Source organism: Ensifer sp. 22521 (assembly GCF_052044795.1).
GTDB lineage: Bacteria > Pseudomonadota > Alphaproteobacteria > Rhizobiales > Rhizobiaceae > Ensifer.
In genome coordinates this window covers 1-18,191 of record NZ_JBQENM010000012.1, presented here as the reverse complement: position 1 = coordinate 18,191, position 18,191 = coordinate 1, and the positions used below count along the sequence as shown (strand labels likewise).

The window sequence follows — 18,191 nt, the reverse complement described above, 5'->3', positions numbered from 1 at the left end:
TACATTAATCAAGGCGATCTTCCGGCCTGCCATCGGCCCAACGGCCTAGAATTCGGCATCTATGGTTGGATGCAGTCTGCTGTAACAAATTGGGCGGGCTTCTTTACAAAGGGCGGCAAACCGGGGGAGATGATCGCCTTGCCGTCAGTTTCGAGCTTTGCCAAGTCGAGATTGAGATCAAGTAGGAACTGCAGCGGGTCTTGCTTTTTCGCCATCCCGTATGCTTTCCGTACTGCGTCGTCCAGCGTGGCCGTCGCAACTTTCAACGGATGATCGCCCGGCAGTTCTATGGACCTGTAGAGTTCGCGAAGGGTGATATTATGTTTGGCGAGCAGGCGGCGACGTTCATCACGCAGATGTACGCTCGCCGCCGCTACGTCCGAGATGGCGCGGCCGGTCGGCGCTTGAGGCCACGGGAAGCTATCGAAGACCGTGTTGGACGTGTACCGGGGATCGCTTTTGATGGTGGAGCATCGTTCCACAAACCAAAGCCAATGAACCGACGACTGGAGAATTCCGAACGTGTAGTCGTCCGCGTGAGAAAACACCGTTAGAGCGTCGTTGGGTCGAATGCTCGGTGAGACGAACTCGAAAATCGGGCGCTTCGTGACCCTCCCGCATGCGATATATCGTGGAAGTTCGGTAATCTCTGAAATCATATCGGCGCGTGCATAGGACATTTGCCACCAGCGTTTTAGAAAGCCTTCGTGGTGGCGGTTTACCTTTGCCTTGGGATTATCATCCAGAAGCTCCTTGTTCCGCTCGGCCTCCTTCTTAGCAGCCTTGATGCGATCAGGAAGAACGCTTGTCTCAACCTGAGAAAATAGCTCTGGGAACTCCCTGGCCTCCAGTAGCTCAAGGCCGGTGAAGTCAATCACGTATCTGGATGGCTTTCCGCCTTGTTCGCCCATCAGGTCGTCGGAGATCATAAACGGCTTCAGGACCGCCGAGTAAGCGGGCTTCTTTTTCAACAGCGCCTCTGCCGTTTCCTTGGCGACTAAGAAACCCTCGTGGCCGTGGGTCTGCCCCTGATGGCAGCCGCCGCGTGTATTGGTGATAAGCGGTATGGCCTTAGTGACATCGAGTGCGAATGAAAGCGAGGAGGGAATACGGTCGAGGTCGGCAAAGCGCCAGCCGGAGTTAATGATATTCCCCTCCTGGATATATAGCCGCTTCGGCCCTGGAGCGTCCCCTTTCATCCAGTTGGCGATGGACACATGAACGACTGCCTTACCCGGCCAGATCATGCTTGAGACGGCCTCGGTGATCGTTCCGCCGTTCCCGACGATATAGTCCAGGCCGCTATGGCGGCTGTAGTTCTGTCGAATAGTGTTCGTCCCGACCAACCCTGCGTGCTGTCCGTCCTTCAGGCGATCATGCGCCAGACGATACCAGTAAACGCAATAGTCTGCGCGACCATCCACCTCCGGGTGACGCTCGCGGAGCTTGTGCAAGTATGCAGGGCCAAGTTCCGCCTGAAGCTTGTTCTTGCTCTGATAAGGTGGGTTGCCGACGATTACTTCGGCGTCCGGCCATTCCATAAACAGCGCGTCGCCGAGAAGGAGGTTGTTGTCGAGATTGTCGAGGGGCAGTGCCTCCTCGTTGTGAAAGGCGAATTCCTTCGTTCCCCGCTGAAACTCGCCTTCTCCTTCTGCGAAGGTCTCTACTGCCTCGTCCAACGCAAGCTTTTTGGCGAGCATCAGAGTCACTTTGGCCAGCTCGACGCCGAAGGGATCATTGTCCATTCCGAAAAACTGACGTGGGCTGATTACACTCAGCAACTTCGCTTGGTTCAGAAAATCTTTTCTGCTGATCATCAGCTTCAGGCGCATCATGAGCTGAATATCGAGGCGTGCCAGTTCGCGGAATGCCACATAGAGAAAATTTCCACTTCCGCACGCCGGGTCCAGAACGCGATACTCTGATAGTTCTCGCCGCAGCGCCAAAAGCTCTTGGCGGTTCTTAGCGGCGTCAATCCTCGCCTGCCATGGGCGAACGATGCAGGGTCCAATGACGCGCTGAATGTCGGCCTCGGACGTGAAGTGGCGACCGTGCTGATGCCGGAGCTTTTCGTCCATGCTTTGTTGAAAGAGCGTGCCGAAGATCGCGGGATTGACCTTGGACCAGTCTTTTGTGGCCACACCTTCCTCACCGCCTATAAGCGCCATCTCCCCCGGCGCAAGGTCGATTGCCTCGACTTCTGCGAACAGTCCGCCGTTGAAGTAGGGAACGCCGACAAAGCGGCCACCTTTCGCCGGTTTGGGGTCATTCATCTGACGGAAAAGCCCACCAAGCAGGTCATAAGAGGACATGCCGTGCTTAAGGCAGTCGCGAATGATCGATGTAACTGTACCAGCCGGAAGCATGTCGATGTCCTCGGCGAACATGGCAACCACTAGCTGTAGCACGAAGCGCTGCGCCTCATGTCGGGGAATCGGCTTTTGAGGTCTTCCTACTAAGCTCCGGAAGAGTTCCGCTGTTTGGTCAGCCGCCCGACGAGATACCGCTTCCCGGTCGTTGTTGAAAATCGGTTGTCGATCTTCAGGGAATAAGAAATTCAGGGCAGTATAGCGGACGGGAAGTTCGGAGACCGCAATCCGATCAACCGGCTCGTCGAGCTGACGGTCGAAGTCATAAATCCAGAATTCATCAAAATTGCAGAGAACCACGTAGCGTGGCCTGTTCGGAACGGCGTTTAGCCAATAATTGAACGCTTGGTAATAATGAAGTTGGAGCTTCTCTCCTCGCTTTTTCATCTCTAGGAGAAGACGGGGCTTCCAGATCAAATCGGCAAAACTGGTGCCCTTGCTCGATCTTTTTTTAATCCTAAACTCTAGGAAAGCTCCTGCTTCTTTATATCCATCATGACCAAATGCCTTGAATAGTCTGTCGCAAAAGACCTGAGCTTCGCCCTTTTCGTCCCCATCGAGTAACGCGACATATGCTTGAAAGGATTTAAGATCGTCGACGACTTTAGACACGCATTTCCATCCCATGCACATTAGGCGACGTTTGAGCAGCCGCTTGGTGGCGCAAAAGTAAAGGGAAATCGCTAACAATCCACGATAGATTTGGGCACAGCATTGATCGGCCTTGCATCCCAAGCCTGCAATTGGGCTAAGAAGATGGGCTGGCAGAACACGCTGACATTGTGGCCGCCCAAAAGCCTCGGCGCGAGGACGGGTTGTTTGCCCTCCATGGCCTCAGCCCGCGCCGCATTTAGAGCCCACAATCACTCTCTTTGGTTGCGTTATCCCCTCGAAACTTGAGCCTGACGATGATGAATCGGGTTTCAGCAAAGACGACCCGCTCAATAACTGGGTTGCTAAGACTTCTTCCAGGACCGATCTTTTCCCCGTCTAACGGGTTCGGAAATTTCATCGGTCTCAACATATCTGCGCCTTGGGTCGAAAGCGGTGCGGCCGAGGCCGGGCGGCTTTTTCCATTCCGTACGAGCCAGTTTGCACCTGGTGGCCGGTTCGAGCATGCAGAGAACGCGCTCAGGCAAAATGTGGGCGCTGCATTGTTGGTAGCTTGACGCGCAGGAAAACCGCCCCAATCCTTTAAACAGGAGTGATTGGGTTAAGCCGACCATGTCAAAGATACGAACTATTGGATCGCAAGCGAAGATGCGGGAGGTAGAGGACGATATAAATCGCGTTGCGGCACAACTTCTTGAAGAGGTGCGACAAAACGGAGACGGTTATAGCTGTATGACAATGGACGACGCCCGAGCAATCGCGGCCGTTCTAAGGGAGTATTGTTTCAGGTCTGGGCTGCCTGGCTCCCGAGATTAGATATCGACCACCAAACCGGAGATAAAGCTGGTGTGAGCGCGTTCACGCTCGTATCCTCGCGGATTGCAGATGACGCGCGTGGTGCCTTCTCGATAGTCGAGGAAGTGATGCACATGGCCATGCACCCAAAGGTCGGGTTTGCCCTGCTCGATTATCGCAGAAAGGTCGGAAGCGAATGCGCCATTGCTTGGATGCCCCTTGAACTGAGGATGTAGTGATCGAGGCAGCGGTGCGTGATGTGATAGGACCACGGTAGGCCCATCGAATTTATCGGCCAGTTCGCTGGCGATGAAGGTGCGACTTTTTATGTGGCGCTCGATTAACTCCTTGGGAGTGACAAGCCCGGGAATCCCGCGTTCGGGCCAATCCGAGCGAAATATGGCGTGAAAATCCATCATATAGTGCTTGCAAACATTGATTGCGCAGGCCTTCCGTTGAGGAACCGGCAGCTCGCTCTCGACGCCGTGTTCGATTTCAAAATCGGTCCACAGCGTCGCGCCAACTATCCGCGCGTTTCCAAAAAAGAAGGTCTCATTTTCGAGCACGGTGACGTTCGTGCCTTTTGTCATTCGCCTCGCGGTTTTAAGCCCCGCGTCTATGGTAGCTCCGTAAAATTCGTGATTGCCTAGAGTCATTACGACCGGCATCCGAGGGCTGATGTTTCGGAGAACGAATTGCACCGACATCTCTACAATGCCAGAAACATCACCCGCGCAGATGCAGACATCTGCATCCGGGACTTCAAGGGAATTCCGAGCAAGTTCGGAATTGTTGACGTGCATGTCGCTGACGATCCAAGCCTTCAAGGTCATTTCCTTCCGGAGAAAGGGGACAAAGGGAGAGAGACCGGTGAAAAATGGTCAGCACCGACCGTCCCTGAGGACTGGCCACGATGGGTCAGCCTGACATTCCAACAAGTTTTGTTGGACCTTCTGCTGCGGACAGGCCTCGCAAGAGGGTCCGCAGACGTTCCGCTTCCAGTCGTCTTTCTTCCTTCAGTGCCTGGGCGAGGGTGATCACGGTGTTGAGGTTTGCATCGAGCAGACTCTTTGCTCGCGAATATTCTGCGCGCAGGATTTCATCGACGTCGGCTCTGAGTCTGGGTGCCTCTTGAAAAACCTTGTAGACCGGACGGTCGACATCGTCAGGAAATACCGATAGCCGCTTTCCGAGGCCAAACCTGGCAATCATCAATGCTGCAGCGTCGGTCGCGCTCGTTAGATCGCTTCCACGCGAGCCACCGGCTGTAGTCGAGCGATTGCTGAAAACAAGTTCTTCACCAGCCATCCCTGCCAAGCTGATTGCGATGTCCCAACGGAACCATGCCTCCGTTCTCAAAGCGGGAACCGGGGAATCTAACGACGTCCGACCCAGCGCTTCATACGCGTCAACACAGTCGTGCCTATCGTCGAACACTTCGACGCAGGTCACGCTTCCTAGATCAGAAAGCTCGGTCACCACCGCATGAGCAGCTTCATGGATGCAAATTCGCCATCGATCTTCATCGCTGAGGGGTGGTCGCTTCGGCACGACAGCCCAGATGTCCGCGATCATCGGCTTTCGGTTCTCAGCCCGTGCCCGCTGTTTTGCTCTACGAACCAGGCGTTCTAGATCGGCTCCTGTCTTTCCGTTTAGCTGCCGGGCAATCTCATAGAATTCCTTGGGGGCATCGAGCGCGGGCAGGTAAAACTCAAGGATATGCGCACGTTCAATTGCATTTGGCAGCTTCATCTCCACGTGTGTTTCCAACCGACCTGACCGCAGCAGAGCTGGGTCGAGGGCTTCAGGAAAATTCGTCGATGCGACGACGACCACGCCCTCGCCCTCGCGACCGGCCACGCCGTCTAAGGCTTCCAGAAGGGCATTTACGACCTCGATGCAGTAGTGCCGGTTATCGCCGGAAAATGAGCGACGATCCCCGACACTGTCGATTTCGTCGATCAGTAAGATCGACGGGGCTCTGTCGCGAGCCTCGGCAAAATCCTGCCTCATCGCTTTAAGCAGGTCACCCAAGTGACCGGCGCTCTGCCATTTGGAAAGCGACGTCGCCACCAAATGGGCACCACATTCTGAGGCGAGTGACGCCGCAAAAGAAGTCTTACCGATCCCCGGCGGGCCATACAAAAGGACACCCCGATCCAGTTCAGACCAATCCAACTGACCGGCTCGCCATAGGCGGAGATCGGTTTTGAACCTCACGCCCCATTTCCCGGCCTCACCATATGAAGCCAGCGGGACCAATCTTGGCCCCTTTGCCGGTTTCGTCAAAAGTCGTTCAAGTCTGGTCAGCGCAGCGGCAGTCGAGCGACCTCTACGGAAGATGGAATCGATGAACGTCGGGTCGTGTTGTCTGAGCTGTTCCTTCTCCTGCGCCGAAAGTGGACCTGTATCCAACTGCCGCGCGAGGCTATCGAGATGTCGATCATCGAGGATTTCAAGATCGATGACGGCATTGGCGCTGATTTCGAATTCCGGATGGAGTTCCGCGCCGCGTGGGAGGAATACAATGACCTTCTGGGCATCGAGATAGCCGCTTGGGCTAAAGTCCCAGCCTCCTTTTTTTGTCCGAGGCGGGTGACAGAAGGTCTTTACTGTCGAGAGTCCTCGGTCGCCGGACTTCAAGCAAAGATCGGCGACATACTCGAAATCGTCGATAGGCCAGTCACGCGCCACGGTCACCACCAAGACTGATGTCGCTTCGGCGAAAAAATCCTTCTGCTGTCGCATCAACCTAACGAAGCCGCAAAACGCGAGGAATTTCCTTGGGCTCGCGGCTAACGCGGTGGGGGCCGACCGACGGCTCAGCTTTGCCGGTGTTCTAGAGATGACTGCCCTTAAGTTTGATGTCGCATCCATCAAATGCTGGATAGCTTCGTCGAGTAGTTCCTGGTCGGGTTCGGATTTCACTGATTGCTGCCTCCGACGAGAGGACGACCGAGACGGTACCAGCGGTTTACGGTACGCGCGAGTTGCCAGTGCTCGTCCCAGAAAACGATTTCTGTTGTCGCCGCTGGTCTCCCATCCGCCACGCGAGGATGCCCGAGTACGGTACCCAACAGGATTGGGACGGCACGCTTCGCAATCATCCAGTCTGAAATTGAGACTTCGGGTGCGATAGATTCGGGTCCATCCCGGCCGACCTGTTCGAGGTCGTCAGCCAGACGCCTGTATATTTCAATCGTCTCTTGAGGAGCTAAAATTTCGAGACCGAGGGGGTGTGAGAGCATGTGACCTCCGGTGATTCTGTTGAATGCGACAGGGCCGACTTCTTCGGCGCATTCATTTTGAATACTGTAATGTTCATAATGTCAACAATGGCATTCATTTTGAATAATGTTGACATTTTTTCCCCGCGCGCTTTTTTCGCCTTTATGGCCATTATTCCGACTGCAGAAATGTTGCGCGCTGCCAGGGCTTTGCTCGGGTGGAACCAGCGTCAGCTGGCCGCTTCGGCAGGCGTGGCTCGGCCCACCGTGTATAAGTTAGAAACTCGTGGAATAACGCGGGGCGAGACTGCGCGGGGGAGTGGGGACAACGCCACTCTGGAATCTGTGGAGGCGCTTGTTCAGGCCTATCAAGCTCAAGGGATCGAGTTTATCGAGGCGACGTCATCGACAGGGTGTGGCGTCCGTTGGCGGACGCCAGCAGGCAGAATTGGACAGGACCCCTCAGAAGAAGCCGTCAAAAAGAGGAAGTAGACCGACTATCTTCTTTGGGCGCACGCTCAAAGGGCCGAGGGCGGGGCGCGTCCCATCGAGTTAACATCTTTGCACGACGCTGTTAACGAGCACGTTTGGTGGGCATGCTTCATTATTTCGGGCTGCCCGCACGCTGTCGACGACGGAATTGGACGGAGCGCGCAGGCGATACCTCATGCCGTGACACGGTAGATTGATATTATTTTCGAGCTGTCACTTCGGCAATCGACCGTTGTCGCTGACCAAGCGAAGGTGCGTCGCTGGTGCGGGAGACAGATCGATCAGGCCACCAGGGTTATAATCCGGGTTGGTCATAGCCCAGGAGAGCATACCGTACATCTGGCTCTCTTTCGGCACCTCTGCGAAAACCTTCATCGCCGTTCCGCAAAGTTGGATACGCTCGTCATCCATCATGTCCTTGCTCTGCAGAAGCATTTCCCAAATCTTCATGATCCTGCTCCGCTTCCGTGAGCTTTCAAGTCCGGTTGAATGGACCACGGCCAGATTGGTGTAATGCTTGGTCGTGGTCGTAACCTTCGCATGTCCGAGTCCCGTTGCAACTTCATCGAGGACTGTGTTCAGAACTGCGTGTGTGAAGTAGCCAAAACGATCCAGGTTCCGACTAAGGATTCTCGCAGCCAGGTTCGTGGCATAATTCTTCCTTAGATCATGTCCGCTCCCGGCGACATCGGCGGCCTTGAAGGCTTTCAGCATGATGTCGCTGACGGCCCCGGCCGTGAGGGCATCACTGGTTTTGAAAGAGAGGAACAGCGTGTCCTCCGGCTCGTAGGTGGGATCGACAGTCTGCCATTGCTTGATCAGAACGGCCCGGCCGCCCCATACCACGACAGTAAGGAGGTCATATATGAGGTCGATCATAAACCCGGCATGGCGGACCTTCCGGCCTTTCCCCTTAATCTTGACGCCGATGTAGAGCCTTCTTCGTTGCACCTCGAAATGCTTCAGTCCCTTGAGGACGATGTCCTGAGCGGCGCTATCGTGAGCAAGCTCCGCGAGCGATACAATGCTTCGCGCACGTTCTCGTCCCAATCCCTTGAAAATGCCTTCATTCGCCAGCGCCTTGGTCAAGTCTGTCAACTTCAGCTCTGGGACTTCATCCGCTCTAAGACCGGCACCCACCATCAACCGTCCCATCGCCCAATCGCGTTCGCGTTTAATCACCGGGTCGATGTATGAGATTTGACTGCTGGAGATCGGCTTCGATGGAGAACGCAGTTCAAGAAGGACCCTGTCGCACTGGTCGTTGTCCGGCACCGTGAGGTCTGGCGTCGAGTGTTTGATCGCCCTGGAGCCAGACCAGACAGTTATTGGCTCCCCGCTTCTGGTCCGAACGCGCTTGGTGGTGATCGGGTACCGGCGCAGATTGCTTCTTTTGTTTCGGCCGACGAAGTCCGGCGTGAGCGATCCATCTTCAAGACGCTGCATGGCATCCGGAACATGAAGGTAGAAATGATAAACGCTCCGCAATTTTTTTTCGCGCTGCTCTTCACTGACGCCTTCGTCCGTCTGCCGCTGCCGCCAGCGGTGCATGACAAAATCATCAGCTTGATACCAAGGTATTCCTTCGCCAGTTAAGAATGAGAACCACTCGCGCAACATGTAGGCACGCGGCTCCATGGAACTGGCTTGCTCCAAATTCAGTCTGCAGAGATACCCAAAATAAAAGATCAAAGGCTGGCAAAGCCTACCATCCGGCCACCTTATGATTGGCATGCCGCATTGCACTTCACCAAACCAATGAAACTTGTCGGTTCCAAAGCTCATTCTGAAATCGCTGGTCGAAACGACTTTAGCTCGCTCTAATACTTTTTCCGGCATTGCTCGTCGCTCTATATAGTTGATCCATCAAATCGAGAATTTGTGCTTCCAGATTCTCGATAACGCGCTTCTGGTCATCGATCTGTTTTTGCAGGGAATATTTCTTTCCCTTTCTGATGATGTCCAGGCCAGCCTCTGCCGACTCGTAGATGAGAAACAGGTCGCCATAGGTCCCGTCCGGACTGTCAATTTCCGGGACACTCCAGGGCCAGAGACCTCGATTAGGGTCCGACCAACGCCTAAGGGCCGTCGGGGTCTTGTATTCATTTACCGAAATCGTGTCGCGCAAGTCTTGGTCATCCATCATGTCGACCAGCAGAGTGACCTTCCGGACAAATGAGACGAGCGTACGCTTTCCCTTCAAAAGCGGCGCTGTCCTGAACAGCTCCTCCTTGGTCAGCTCACGGTCCCATGGCTCGTTGCGCTTGGAACTGTCGACGCCAAATACCTTGTTGAAAATCCCCAATCTCTCTCGCAGCTTTTCCGAGTTTTCCAGGCCAATCGGTTGCTTCTCGCGAACTTTGACCGTGACATTCCTTGCCTTCTTCGATTTCTGTTTTGCCATTGCAGCTAAGCTCTCTTCGCAGCCAGTTCCGCCGCCTGGTATGCCGCCATCATCTGATCATATTGGGCCTGTCTCGCACTCGCTGCCACCTCATGCGGTGCTGTCTCAATGGTTGCCTTGATCGCTGCCATCTTCTCTTTGATGACACGCTGGTTCGACCTAAATATTACCCCATAAATGCAGGTCAGGCACGGGTATGCGCCGCTGAACGCCAAGTTGACCTTCGCGTTCCTGCCTTCCGGCTGAGCGGACTTCCATGGAGACCGACCCGCTGCTGCGAGCTTGTTGCACTCCGCAAGAGAAAGGTCATCGCCACCGTTCAGATTTGCGGCGCAGTGCGCGACACCCTCTGGGACTGGTTCCAGGAACTGACTGGCTGCCTGTCTTTTGGCTCGGACACACAAAGCTTCACGATATGTCTCCTCATCATTCGCACCAGATTTGATGCGAATATCGGCAGCCGCTGCTTCGATCATGGCTTCCCGGTCCATTTTCAGCCGCTTCACACCATGCCCAATAGCTTCGTCAAGACCATGCTTGCCCTTTGCTAGCATTCGATAGGCATATGCTTCCACACGTACCTCATCGAATTCGGCCTTCATCCCTCTAAGGTTGCCAAGTTCTTCCTCTATACTCGCGATCCAAGCTTTGAGTTCTTTGTTCTTGATGATCTTTACAACTTCGGACCGCGCTCGAAGCTCGTCTTCAAGTTGCCCGATAGCGCCTGATATCGCCTCTGTAAGGTAGATACGGGTCATCTCCGGGTCAAAGTGCCTCAACAGGTGTGCCACGTTGTCCAGCTGGCCCCAGTCGTTACCATAGTAGTAGTAAATGGCTGCTCCGCGACGGAGTTGGTGACTTGAGAAATTCCACTCCGTTTCACCCTCGGGCGGCGGTATCTCGTTATACGAGGCAAACGCCTTGAGATTCGCGGTGAATTCAAAATACAGAGGGGTGTCCTGCCGCATTACGTGGAACAGGGGCGAGGGCTTATCGGATGCGCCGGATTCGCCAGAAGCAGCCTTCAAGATATCCACCGCAGCGACGACCATTTTCGGGACTGGAACGATCTCGGTCCGCTGCAGGGTCTTCAATATGTGAACATTGAGGTAATACAGTGCTCCAACCTGAGAAATACAGTTGGACATGAGCATCGAAATCTCGCCGCCGCGTCTGGCTGAAAAGGACGCGATGATGATTGCACAGGCGGTCATCAGATGCTTCACGGCATCGCCTAACGAGATACGATCAGATTTGCTTTCCGTATCGAAAACAGAAATCGTCCACCCGTGATGCAGTTTCGGCGCTCCTTCCGGACGGATTTTGTCGAAATGAGAGATAAAATTCTTCTTATGGGCAGCCCAGTATTTGTGCTTGAAACCTCGGCGGGCCCCGGCGGCCTCCAAGATGTATTCGCCATATTCAAAGGCCCATTTGCAGGCGGTTTGAAGAAGCCTGATAAAGTCCTCGGGTGCCAACGTTCCTGTGCGTTCAATAAGGCGCGGGTTCAAGCTACGAACCGTTTGTTTCAGCGTGAGTTTCTTAAACGGGTTGAAGGAGAGCCCTCCAATCGGCAAAAGACCAGAAACAGTAAGCCTGTGAATTAATTTCCACAGATTTAGAAGCTTTTCGACGCTTGCCTCGGAGTAGTCGTCTCGCGTCTCTTTATCGTCGGTGCGAATGATGGAGTTTACTATTCTCTCTGTCAGCGGATGTTCAAGAGAGCTTAGTCTGTCGGCCAGATCAATTACGAACGGCCTGGAGGTGGACAGCGCAATCTTCGTTGTGCCGAGAAGCTCAGCCAAAAGCTCCCAGTTGAATAACTGCTTTTTGTTCTTTTCTGCGGGCCTATAAAATTCGTCCAGCATACGTTTGCCAGAGTATAGATCGCTAAGGACCTGATCCAGCCGTTCATTTATCGGAAGCGGGCCAAGCGATTTACGCTTAAGCGTTTCGAGATACGCATCGTAATGCTCCTTTCGGAGCAGATCATTTCTTTCGATTCCCAGGGTAAGCCGCCATCTTACCAACCTGTCATAAAACTGGCCGCGTATTTGCAGCACTTTGACAGAAAACATTCGTGATTCACCCGCGCCAAGGCCGACGAGAATCAGAATCTTCTTAACCACATAATCGGAGCGCAAATGCGGGGCGTCCATTCTAACCCCGCCACTCGCGACTACATTGTCGAAGCTAAACCAAGCAAGGCGCGTTCTGTGACGTCCAATGTCCGACTCAACCCCCCAGTGGCTATGGTGGATGCTCCGGTCCTTCCCGTAACACAGTGGCCCGTCCTCAGTCGCTTTGGTGACATGGACGACGTCGGGCAGAGTGAAGCGGTTCAACATCTTTTCGATGTCGGTCTCGTGGTTGATGAGCCAAGAGTCAGTCATGTTAAATCTCCAACATCAAGGGAACGGTCAGTTCGCCAGACTTAATTCTGGCATTGGCAATACGAGCAGCGGTTCGGTATTCCCTGCCCAACTGCTTGTTACTAAGTTGTCTGCCGTATCCCTTGATGATGCCCAGCAACGCTTCGCCTTGTATCTCCCAACGATGCTGACTTACCTGATACCTCTGTTGCTTTACTCCCTTGTGCGCAAGAAATAGATCGATGTAATTTTTTTGATTTGGCACGAAGATGTAATCGTCCGTGACCTCGCCATCCAACTCCATCTGCTCCAGACCGCAAGCTGCCGTGATTCCTGTCAGCATCCCGAACATTCGAAACCACTCTCGGTTTTTTTCCGGAATGGAGAGCTTGAAAGCAATTTTGTCGTTCAGAAGAATTTCCTGGATGCAGCCTTGCCAGAATCGCGCAGGCTCTTCGTATGTCCTGGTGGCTTGGGCACCAATAATATAGTTCTTCTGTAGTATATTGACCGACCGATGCCCGGCTATTTCGCTAATGAAGCTCGGTTCTAAGCCCGCGGAAGACAGGCTATTTAGAAACGACTTGCGTATTGCGGAGAAATTTACCCCCGGCCTCTTAAACGGACTATCAGCTGGCATCAAAACACCGATGTCGCGATCCGCAACCTGAACTCCGATAGCCCTTTGACTGAGGGCATAGAAGAATAGGTCTTTCGTCTTTTCGTTCGTCCAAGAACGGCTCAGAGTTTGCATCGCCTGGTATCTTTGAAGAAGGTCAAGCAACTCACTGTCAAGGTCCAGGCGAAACTGCTCGTCACCCTTTTCGACCTTGAGGCTGGCCGACAAATCATCCCATTCTGAAGAGAAGTTTGTGGCTGCCAACCCCCGGATAAGTTCGGCGTTTGCAGGATCGGCGTGGACGACATGACCAGCGCGGACCTTCAGCGATGCGAGAACCCGGTTTGAACCAATAAAAATTTCTTTATCAGTTCGATATGCAAATGGCTGCGCGGGCAGATATTGGATCGGCTGTCTGTTCCAACCCGTATCACAACAGAAGATTGTCTGTATCGCTTGATTCAGCCGGTAGGTGGGAGCGATGCATGAAAGAATCAGGTCGGCTACCAACGTAAAGTGCAGATGATCGGTTTCGAATTCGATATCGAGGCCGAGGTCCTGCCAAACGGCTGGGCTTGCCAATGATGCGATAACTTCGCTTTTTTCCTCGCCCCAGCTTTGCGAGAACTGGGAGTAGCCATGGGTCGACCATGACGAAATCTCATCTTCGATCAGCGTGCGGATATGATGCCAGGCAGTGTTTTGAGTAGGGGCGGGCTGATGGAGAATCCTTTGACCAAAGGCGTAGAGTTTCTCGTATCGCTTAAATATCTCCAAAGCTGCTGACCGCAAGATGGCAATCCCAGTCGCATCGCGTCTGGATGGATCGAGATTCTCGAATTCTATCCAGTCCAGTTCGCCGAGTGCGCGTCGGCCCGTACTGTCTTTATGAGCGCCAAGAGGCATCAACCTTGGATCGATCAGTGGAAAACTGTTTTCGTCGATTTCCCGAAGCCGGTCGATTGCTGTCAAAAGGTGGTTGCGCTGCGCGCGAACGCTCGTTGACTTCCATTTTTTTGTTTCCAAAAGAGCCGTTGTCCAGCTCGCAATGCAGCGGTGTACCCGCCTTATGATGGCCAAGTCATCTACATCGCGGTTGTCGTTTGCCAGGTAGCTCTTCATCCACTCGGCGTCTTCGGTGGCAGCTGCTGCAACCCAGGCGAAGAACCTCCGCACTCCCGTTGTTTTCGTCCCGGAGCCAACCAGGTCGCTAATCTGCTCGACGAGCCGGTATTTTAATTTTTTTCGTATCTCAATCCACGTTGGTATCTGCTCAAATGCGGCTGCCATTCTGCTTCCTATTGCGAAGGTATATAAAAAACGCTATATGTTCCCTCGCAATAGATTGAATTTATTACGAAAAAGTTATGGGCGTCTGATACCTTCAGGTTGTGCAAAACGGGAAAAGCTATTCGTATCGCAATGGGGTCATGATTTTCGCCCGGAGTACCGCGCGCTCGGGTTGCTGGCGGAGCGTTATCCAGGCGTGCCGCGCATCGCGCTGACGGCCACTGCCGATCCGCATACGCGCGACGACATCGTCGAACGGCTGGCGCTGACCAATGCCAAGGTCTTCACGACCAGCTTCGACCGGCCGAACATCGCCTATGAAATCGTCGAGCGCGACCAGCCGCGCCAGCAATTGCTGCGCTTCCTTTCGCGCTTCAAGGGTTCGTCCGGTATCGTCTATTGCCTGTCGCGTGCGAAGGTCGAGGATACGGCCGAATGGCTGAACGCGCAGGGGATCCGGGCGCTGCCCTATCACGCGGGCATGGACCGGACGCTCAGAGACAAGCATCAGGACGCGTTTCTTAAGGAAGAGAGCCTCTGCCTTGTCGCGACCGTCGCCTTCGGCATGGGCATCGACAAGCCCGACGTGCGCTACGTCGCCCATCTCGATCTGCCGGGATCGGTGGAGGCCTATTACCAGGAAACCGGGCGTGCCGGCCGCGACGGCCAGCCCTCCGAGGTCTGGATGGCCTATGGCATGGCCGACGTGCTGCAGCGCCGCCGGATGATCGACGAGGGCGGGGCGGCGGACGACATCAAGCGCATCGAGCGCGGCAAGCTCAACGCGCTCTTGGCGATCTGCGAGACCGCCGGCTGCCGCCGCCAGGCGATCCTCGCGCATTTCGGCGAAGCCCATCCGGGGCGCTGCGGCCATTGTGATACCTGCCTGAAACCGGTCGAAACCTGGGACGGCACGGAAGCGGCGATCAAGGCGCTTGCCGCCGTTTATCGCACCGGCGAGCGCTTCGGCACCGGCCATGTGGTCGATGTGCTGATGGGGACGGTCAACGAAAAGACCGAGCGTTTCGGTCATGTCGATATGCCCGTCTTCGGCGCCGGCAAGGATCTTCCTGCCCGTACCTGGCAATCGGTGTTTCGGCAGTTGCTGGCGGCGGGGCTGATCAGCGTCGATCATGCTGCCTTCGGGGCGATGAAGCTGGAGCCGGAGGCGCGTGCCGTCTTCAAGCGCGAACGCCAGGTGTTCTTCCGCAAGGACCGTCCGACCTCGGGCAAGGCCGCGCGCGGCGCAAAATCGGGTTCGCAGCGCGAGCGCGCCGATCTCGCCGGTTCGGACCTCGAACTGTTCGAGCTCTTGCGCGCAGAGCGTTTCTCGATCGCCAAGGAGCTGAACGTACCGCCCTATGTCGTTTTCCCCGACGCGACCTTGATCGCGCTCGCCAAGGAGCGCCCGCGGGACTTCGACGAACTGCTCGACGTCCCCGGCATCGGCGAAAGCAAACGCGAGCGCTACGGCGAAGCGTTCCTGGCGGTGATTGACGGGTATGTGGACGGGTGAGGGGCGGAAGTATCTGGCCCACGGCAAAGCGTTGATCTCTTGAGCGCTCGTTTACGTCGCGTCGGCGGTGCAACGGAGGCAGGCAACCGCTGCCGTCGCTAGAAAGAAAGCGTCGCTTGCTTCAGTGCTTGCGACACAATATTTCCGCCGCGCCATCTCGCCGTGAAATGCCCTGTCGTTTTTGCGCCAGCCTCCTCGGCGTGCGGGAATTTGCTGCAAGTCAAATGCCGTCATGATACTCGTCAGGAACGCGATGTTTTCTGTGAGCGAGAGCGCCATGACTTCAGCCTTTCTGTCCCATCTTCGTTCTGAACTCGAGGGCCTGAAGACGGCCGGGCTTTACAAGTCGGAGCGTGTCATCACCTCGAAGCAGGCGGGCGCGATCGAGGTCGCCTCGGGCGACCGCGTGCTCAACTTCTGCGCCAACAACTATCTCGGCCTTGCCGACAACGCGGAACTGACTGAAGCCGGCAAGAAGGCGCTCGACCGTTACGGCTACGGCATGGCCTCGGTGCGCTTCATCTGCGGCACGCAGGAGGAGCATAAGCAACTCGAGGCGCGCATCTCGTCGTTTCTCGGCCTGGAAGACACCATCCTCTATTCCTCCTGTTTCGACGCCAATGGCGGCCTGTTCGAAACGCTGCTTGGCGAGGAGGACGCGATCATCTCCGACGCGCTCAACCACGCCTCGATCATCGACGGCGTGCGCCTCTCCAAGGCCAAACGCTTCCGCTACGCCAACAACGACATGGCGGCGCTGGAGGAGGAGCTGAAGAAGGCGGAGGGCAGTCGCTTCAAGCTGATCGCCACCGACGGCGTGTTCTCGATGGACGGCATCATCGCCAACCTGCAAGGCGTCTGCGACCTCGCCGACAAATACGGCGCCATGGTCATGGTCGACGACAGCCATGCGGTCGGCTTCGTCGGCAAAAATGGCCGCGGCTCGGCCGAACATTGCGGCGTCGAGGGCCGCATCGACATCATCACCGGCACGCTCGGCAAGGCGCTCGGTGGTGCCTCGGGCGGTTATACCTCGGCCAGGGCCGAGGTCGTCGAGTGGCTGCGGCAGCGCTCGCGGCCCTATCTGTTTTCCAACACGCTGGCGCCGGTCATTGCCGCCGCCTCGCTCACGGTCTTCGACCTGATCGAGAACGGCGATGCACTGCGGCAGCGGCTCTATGCCAATGCCACCCTGTTCCGCACCGAGATGTCGAAACTCGGCTTCACGCTCGCCGGCGAAGGGCACCCGATCATCCCGGTCATGCTCGGCGATGCGGCGCTCGCCCAGGAGATGGCGGCGCGCATGCTGCAGAAGGGCGTCTATGTCATCGGCTTTTCGTTCCCGGTGGTGCCGAAGGGCCAGGCGCGCATCCGCACGCAGATGTCGGCGGCCCACAGCGAGAACGACGTACGCCGGGCGATCGCCGCCTTCGAAGCGGTCGGCCGCGAGCTTGGCGTGATCTGAGGGAGAGACTGATGACGAACATGATGAAGGCGCTGGTGAAATCGAAGCCGGAAGAAGGCCTCTGGATGGAGCGGGTGCCGGTGCCGGAGATCGGCCCGAACGACGTGCTGATCAAGGTGAAGAAATCGGCGATCTGCGGCACCGACGTGCATATCTGGAACTGGGACCAGTGGGCGCAGAAGACCATTCCGGTGCCGATGGTCGTCGGCCACGAGTTCATGGGCGAGATCGCCGAGGTCGGCTCGGCCGTCACCAAGTATCATGTCGGCGAGCGGGTGTCGGGCGAGGGCCATATCGTCTGCGGCAAATGCCGCAACTGCCGCGCCGGCCGTGGGCATCTGTGCCGCAACACGCTCGGCGTCGGCGTCAACCGCCCGGGCTCCTTCGGCGAGTTCGTCTGCCTGCCGGAATACAACGTCGTGCCGATCCCTGAGGACGTGCCCGACGAGATCGCGGCGATCTTCGATCCGTTCGGCAATGCCGTGCACACCGCCCTTTCCTTCGATCTCGTCGGCGAGGACGTGCTCGTCACCGGCGCCGGGCCGATCGGTATCATGGGCGCGCTGGTTGCCAAGCGCTCGGGCGCGCGCAAGGTGGTGATCACCGACATCAACCCGACGCGGCTGGCGCTCGCCAAGAGCGTCGGCATCGACTACGTCGTCGACGCCTCGAAGCAAAACCTCGCCGACGTGATGAAGGCGATCGGCATGACCGAGGGCTTTGATGTCGGGCTGGAGATGTCGGGGGCGGCACCGGCCTTCCGCGACATGATCGACAAGATGAACAATGGCGGCAAGATCGCCATCCTCGGCATTGCGCCGGCCGGCTTCGAGATCGACTGGAACAAGGTGATCTTCAAGATGCTCAACCTCAAGGGCATCTACGGCCGCGAGATGTTCGAGACCTGGTACAAGATGATCGCCTTCGTGCAAGGCGGCCTCGATCTTTCTCCCGTCATCACCCACCGCATCAGGATCGACGAATTCCGCGACGGCTTCGAGGCCATGCGCTCCGGCAATTCCGGCAAGGT

Annotated in this window: 10 protein-coding genes and 1 pseudogene; 4 read left to right on the top strand and 7 right to left on the bottom strand. The window is 56.0% G+C overall.

The window, feature by feature from the left end; genetic code table 11:
- Nucleotides 1–59: 59 nt before the first annotated feature.
- The 3 genes from ACTJKE_RS19580 to ACTJKE_RS19570 all read right to left on the bottom strand — a co-directional run bounded on the left by ACTJKE_RS19580 (nt 60) and on the right by ACTJKE_RS19570 (nt 6,704).
- Nucleotides 60–2,981, bottom strand: a complete 2,922-nt coding sequence (locus ACTJKE_RS19580; RefSeq protein WP_440692150.1) for a DNA methyltransferase — start codon at nt 2,979–2,981, stop codon at nt 60–62.
- Between the two features lie 812 nt (nt 2,982–3,793).
- Nucleotides 3,794–4,609 carry a metallophosphoesterase gene (locus tag ACTJKE_RS19575; protein ID WP_234941893.1) on the bottom strand — a complete coding sequence of 272 codons (816 nt, stop codon included), beginning with the start codon at nt 4,607–4,609 and terminating at the stop codon, nt 3,794–3,796.
- 85 nt (nt 4,610–4,694) lie between these two features.
- Entirely contained in the window at nt 4,695–6,704 is a 2,010-nt protein-coding gene (locus ACTJKE_RS19570) for an AAA family ATPase (RefSeq protein ID WP_440692148.1), read from the bottom strand.
- A 389-nt stretch (nt 6,705–7,093) separates the two neighbouring features.
- On the opposite strand from ACTJKE_RS19570, the gene ACTJKE_RS19565 reads away from it, so the two are divergent.
- Nucleotides 7,094–7,495, top strand: coding sequence for a helix-turn-helix domain-containing protein (locus tag ACTJKE_RS19565; RefSeq protein WP_327795867.1), 402 nt, complete (start codon nt 7,094–7,096; stop codon nt 7,493–7,495).
- A gap of 213 nt (nt 7,496–7,708) precedes the next feature.
- On the opposite strand, the gene ACTJKE_RS19560 is transcribed toward ACTJKE_RS19565, so the two are convergent.
- From ACTJKE_RS19560 to ACTJKE_RS19545, 4 genes are read right to left on the bottom strand one after another with little or no spacing between them, the layout of a single operon-like run.
- A complete protein-coding gene (locus ACTJKE_RS19560; RefSeq protein ID WP_209790902.1) occupies nt 7,709–9,334 on the bottom strand; it encodes a site-specific integrase in 1,626 nt (541 codons plus the stop codon).
- Nucleotides 9,306–9,899 carry a hypothetical protein gene (locus tag ACTJKE_RS19555; protein WP_440692146.1) on the bottom strand — a complete coding sequence of 198 codons (594 nt, stop codon included), beginning with the start codon at nt 9,897–9,899 and terminating at the stop codon, nt 9,306–9,308. The genes ACTJKE_RS19560 and ACTJKE_RS19555 overlap by 29 nt, the downstream gene beginning before the upstream one ends.
- Nucleotides 9,900–9,904: 5 nt before the next feature.
- Nucleotides 9,905–12,292 carry a hypothetical protein gene (locus ACTJKE_RS19550; RefSeq protein ID WP_440692144.1) on the bottom strand — a complete coding sequence of 796 codons (2,388 nt, stop codon included), beginning with the start codon at nt 12,290–12,292 and terminating at the stop codon, nt 9,905–9,907.
- Between the two features lies 1 nt (nt 12,293).
- Nucleotides 12,294–14,180: a hypothetical protein gene (locus tag ACTJKE_RS19545; protein WP_209790609.1), complete on the bottom strand. Its 1,887-nt coding sequence runs from the start codon at nt 14,178–14,180 to the stop codon at nt 12,294–12,296.
- A gap of 118 nt (nt 14,181–14,298) precedes the next feature.
- Here ACTJKE_RS19545 and ACTJKE_RS19540 point away from each other — a divergent pair.
- The 3 genes and pseudogenes from ACTJKE_RS19540 to tdh form a co-directional block, all read left to right on the top strand.
- Nucleotides 14,299–15,696 (top strand): annotated as a pseudogene (locus ACTJKE_RS19540) (RecQ family ATP-dependent DNA helicase); the annotation flags it as partial.
- A gap of 277 nt (nt 15,697–15,973) precedes the next feature.
- Nucleotides 15,974–17,161, top strand: a complete 1,188-nt coding sequence (locus ACTJKE_RS19535) for a glycine C-acetyltransferase (protein WP_440692141.1) — start codon at nt 15,974–15,976, stop codon at nt 17,159–17,161.
- An 11-nt stretch (nt 17,162–17,172) separates the two neighbouring features.
- The coding region (tdh, locus tag ACTJKE_RS19530) for an L-threonine 3-dehydrogenase (protein WP_440692139.1) at nt 17,173–18,191 on the top strand (1,019 nt) is incomplete at its 3' end.

What these genes read in the sequence shown, in the direction of transcription:
- ACTJKE_RS19560 (WP_209790902.1), bottom strand. Translation starts at nt 9,334, where the DNA reads ATGCCGGAAAAAGTATTAGAGCGAGCTAAAGTCGTTTCGACCAGCGAT.
- ACTJKE_RS19575 (WP_234941893.1), bottom strand. Translation starts at nt 4,609, where the DNA reads ATGACCTTGAAGGCTTGGATCGTCAGCGACATGCACGTCAACAATTCC.
- ACTJKE_RS19535 (WP_440692141.1), top strand. Translation starts at nt 15,974, where the DNA reads ATGACTTCAGCCTTTCTGTCCCATCTTCGTTCTGAACTCGAGGGCCTG.
- ACTJKE_RS19555 (WP_440692146.1), bottom strand. Translation starts at nt 9,899, where the DNA reads ATGGCAAAACAGAAATCGAAGAAGGCAAGGAATGTCACGGTCAAAGTT.
- ACTJKE_RS19545 (WP_209790609.1), bottom strand. Translation starts at nt 14,180, where the DNA reads ATGGCAGCCGCATTTGAGCAGATACCAACGTGGATTGAGATACGAAAA.
- ACTJKE_RS19565 (WP_327795867.1), top strand. Translation starts at nt 7,094, where the DNA reads ATGTTCATAATGTCAACAATGGCATTCATTTTGAATAATGTTGACATT.
- ACTJKE_RS19550 (WP_440692144.1), bottom strand. Translation starts at nt 12,292, where the DNA reads ATGACTGACTCTTGGCTCATCAACCACGAGACCGACATCGAAAAGATG.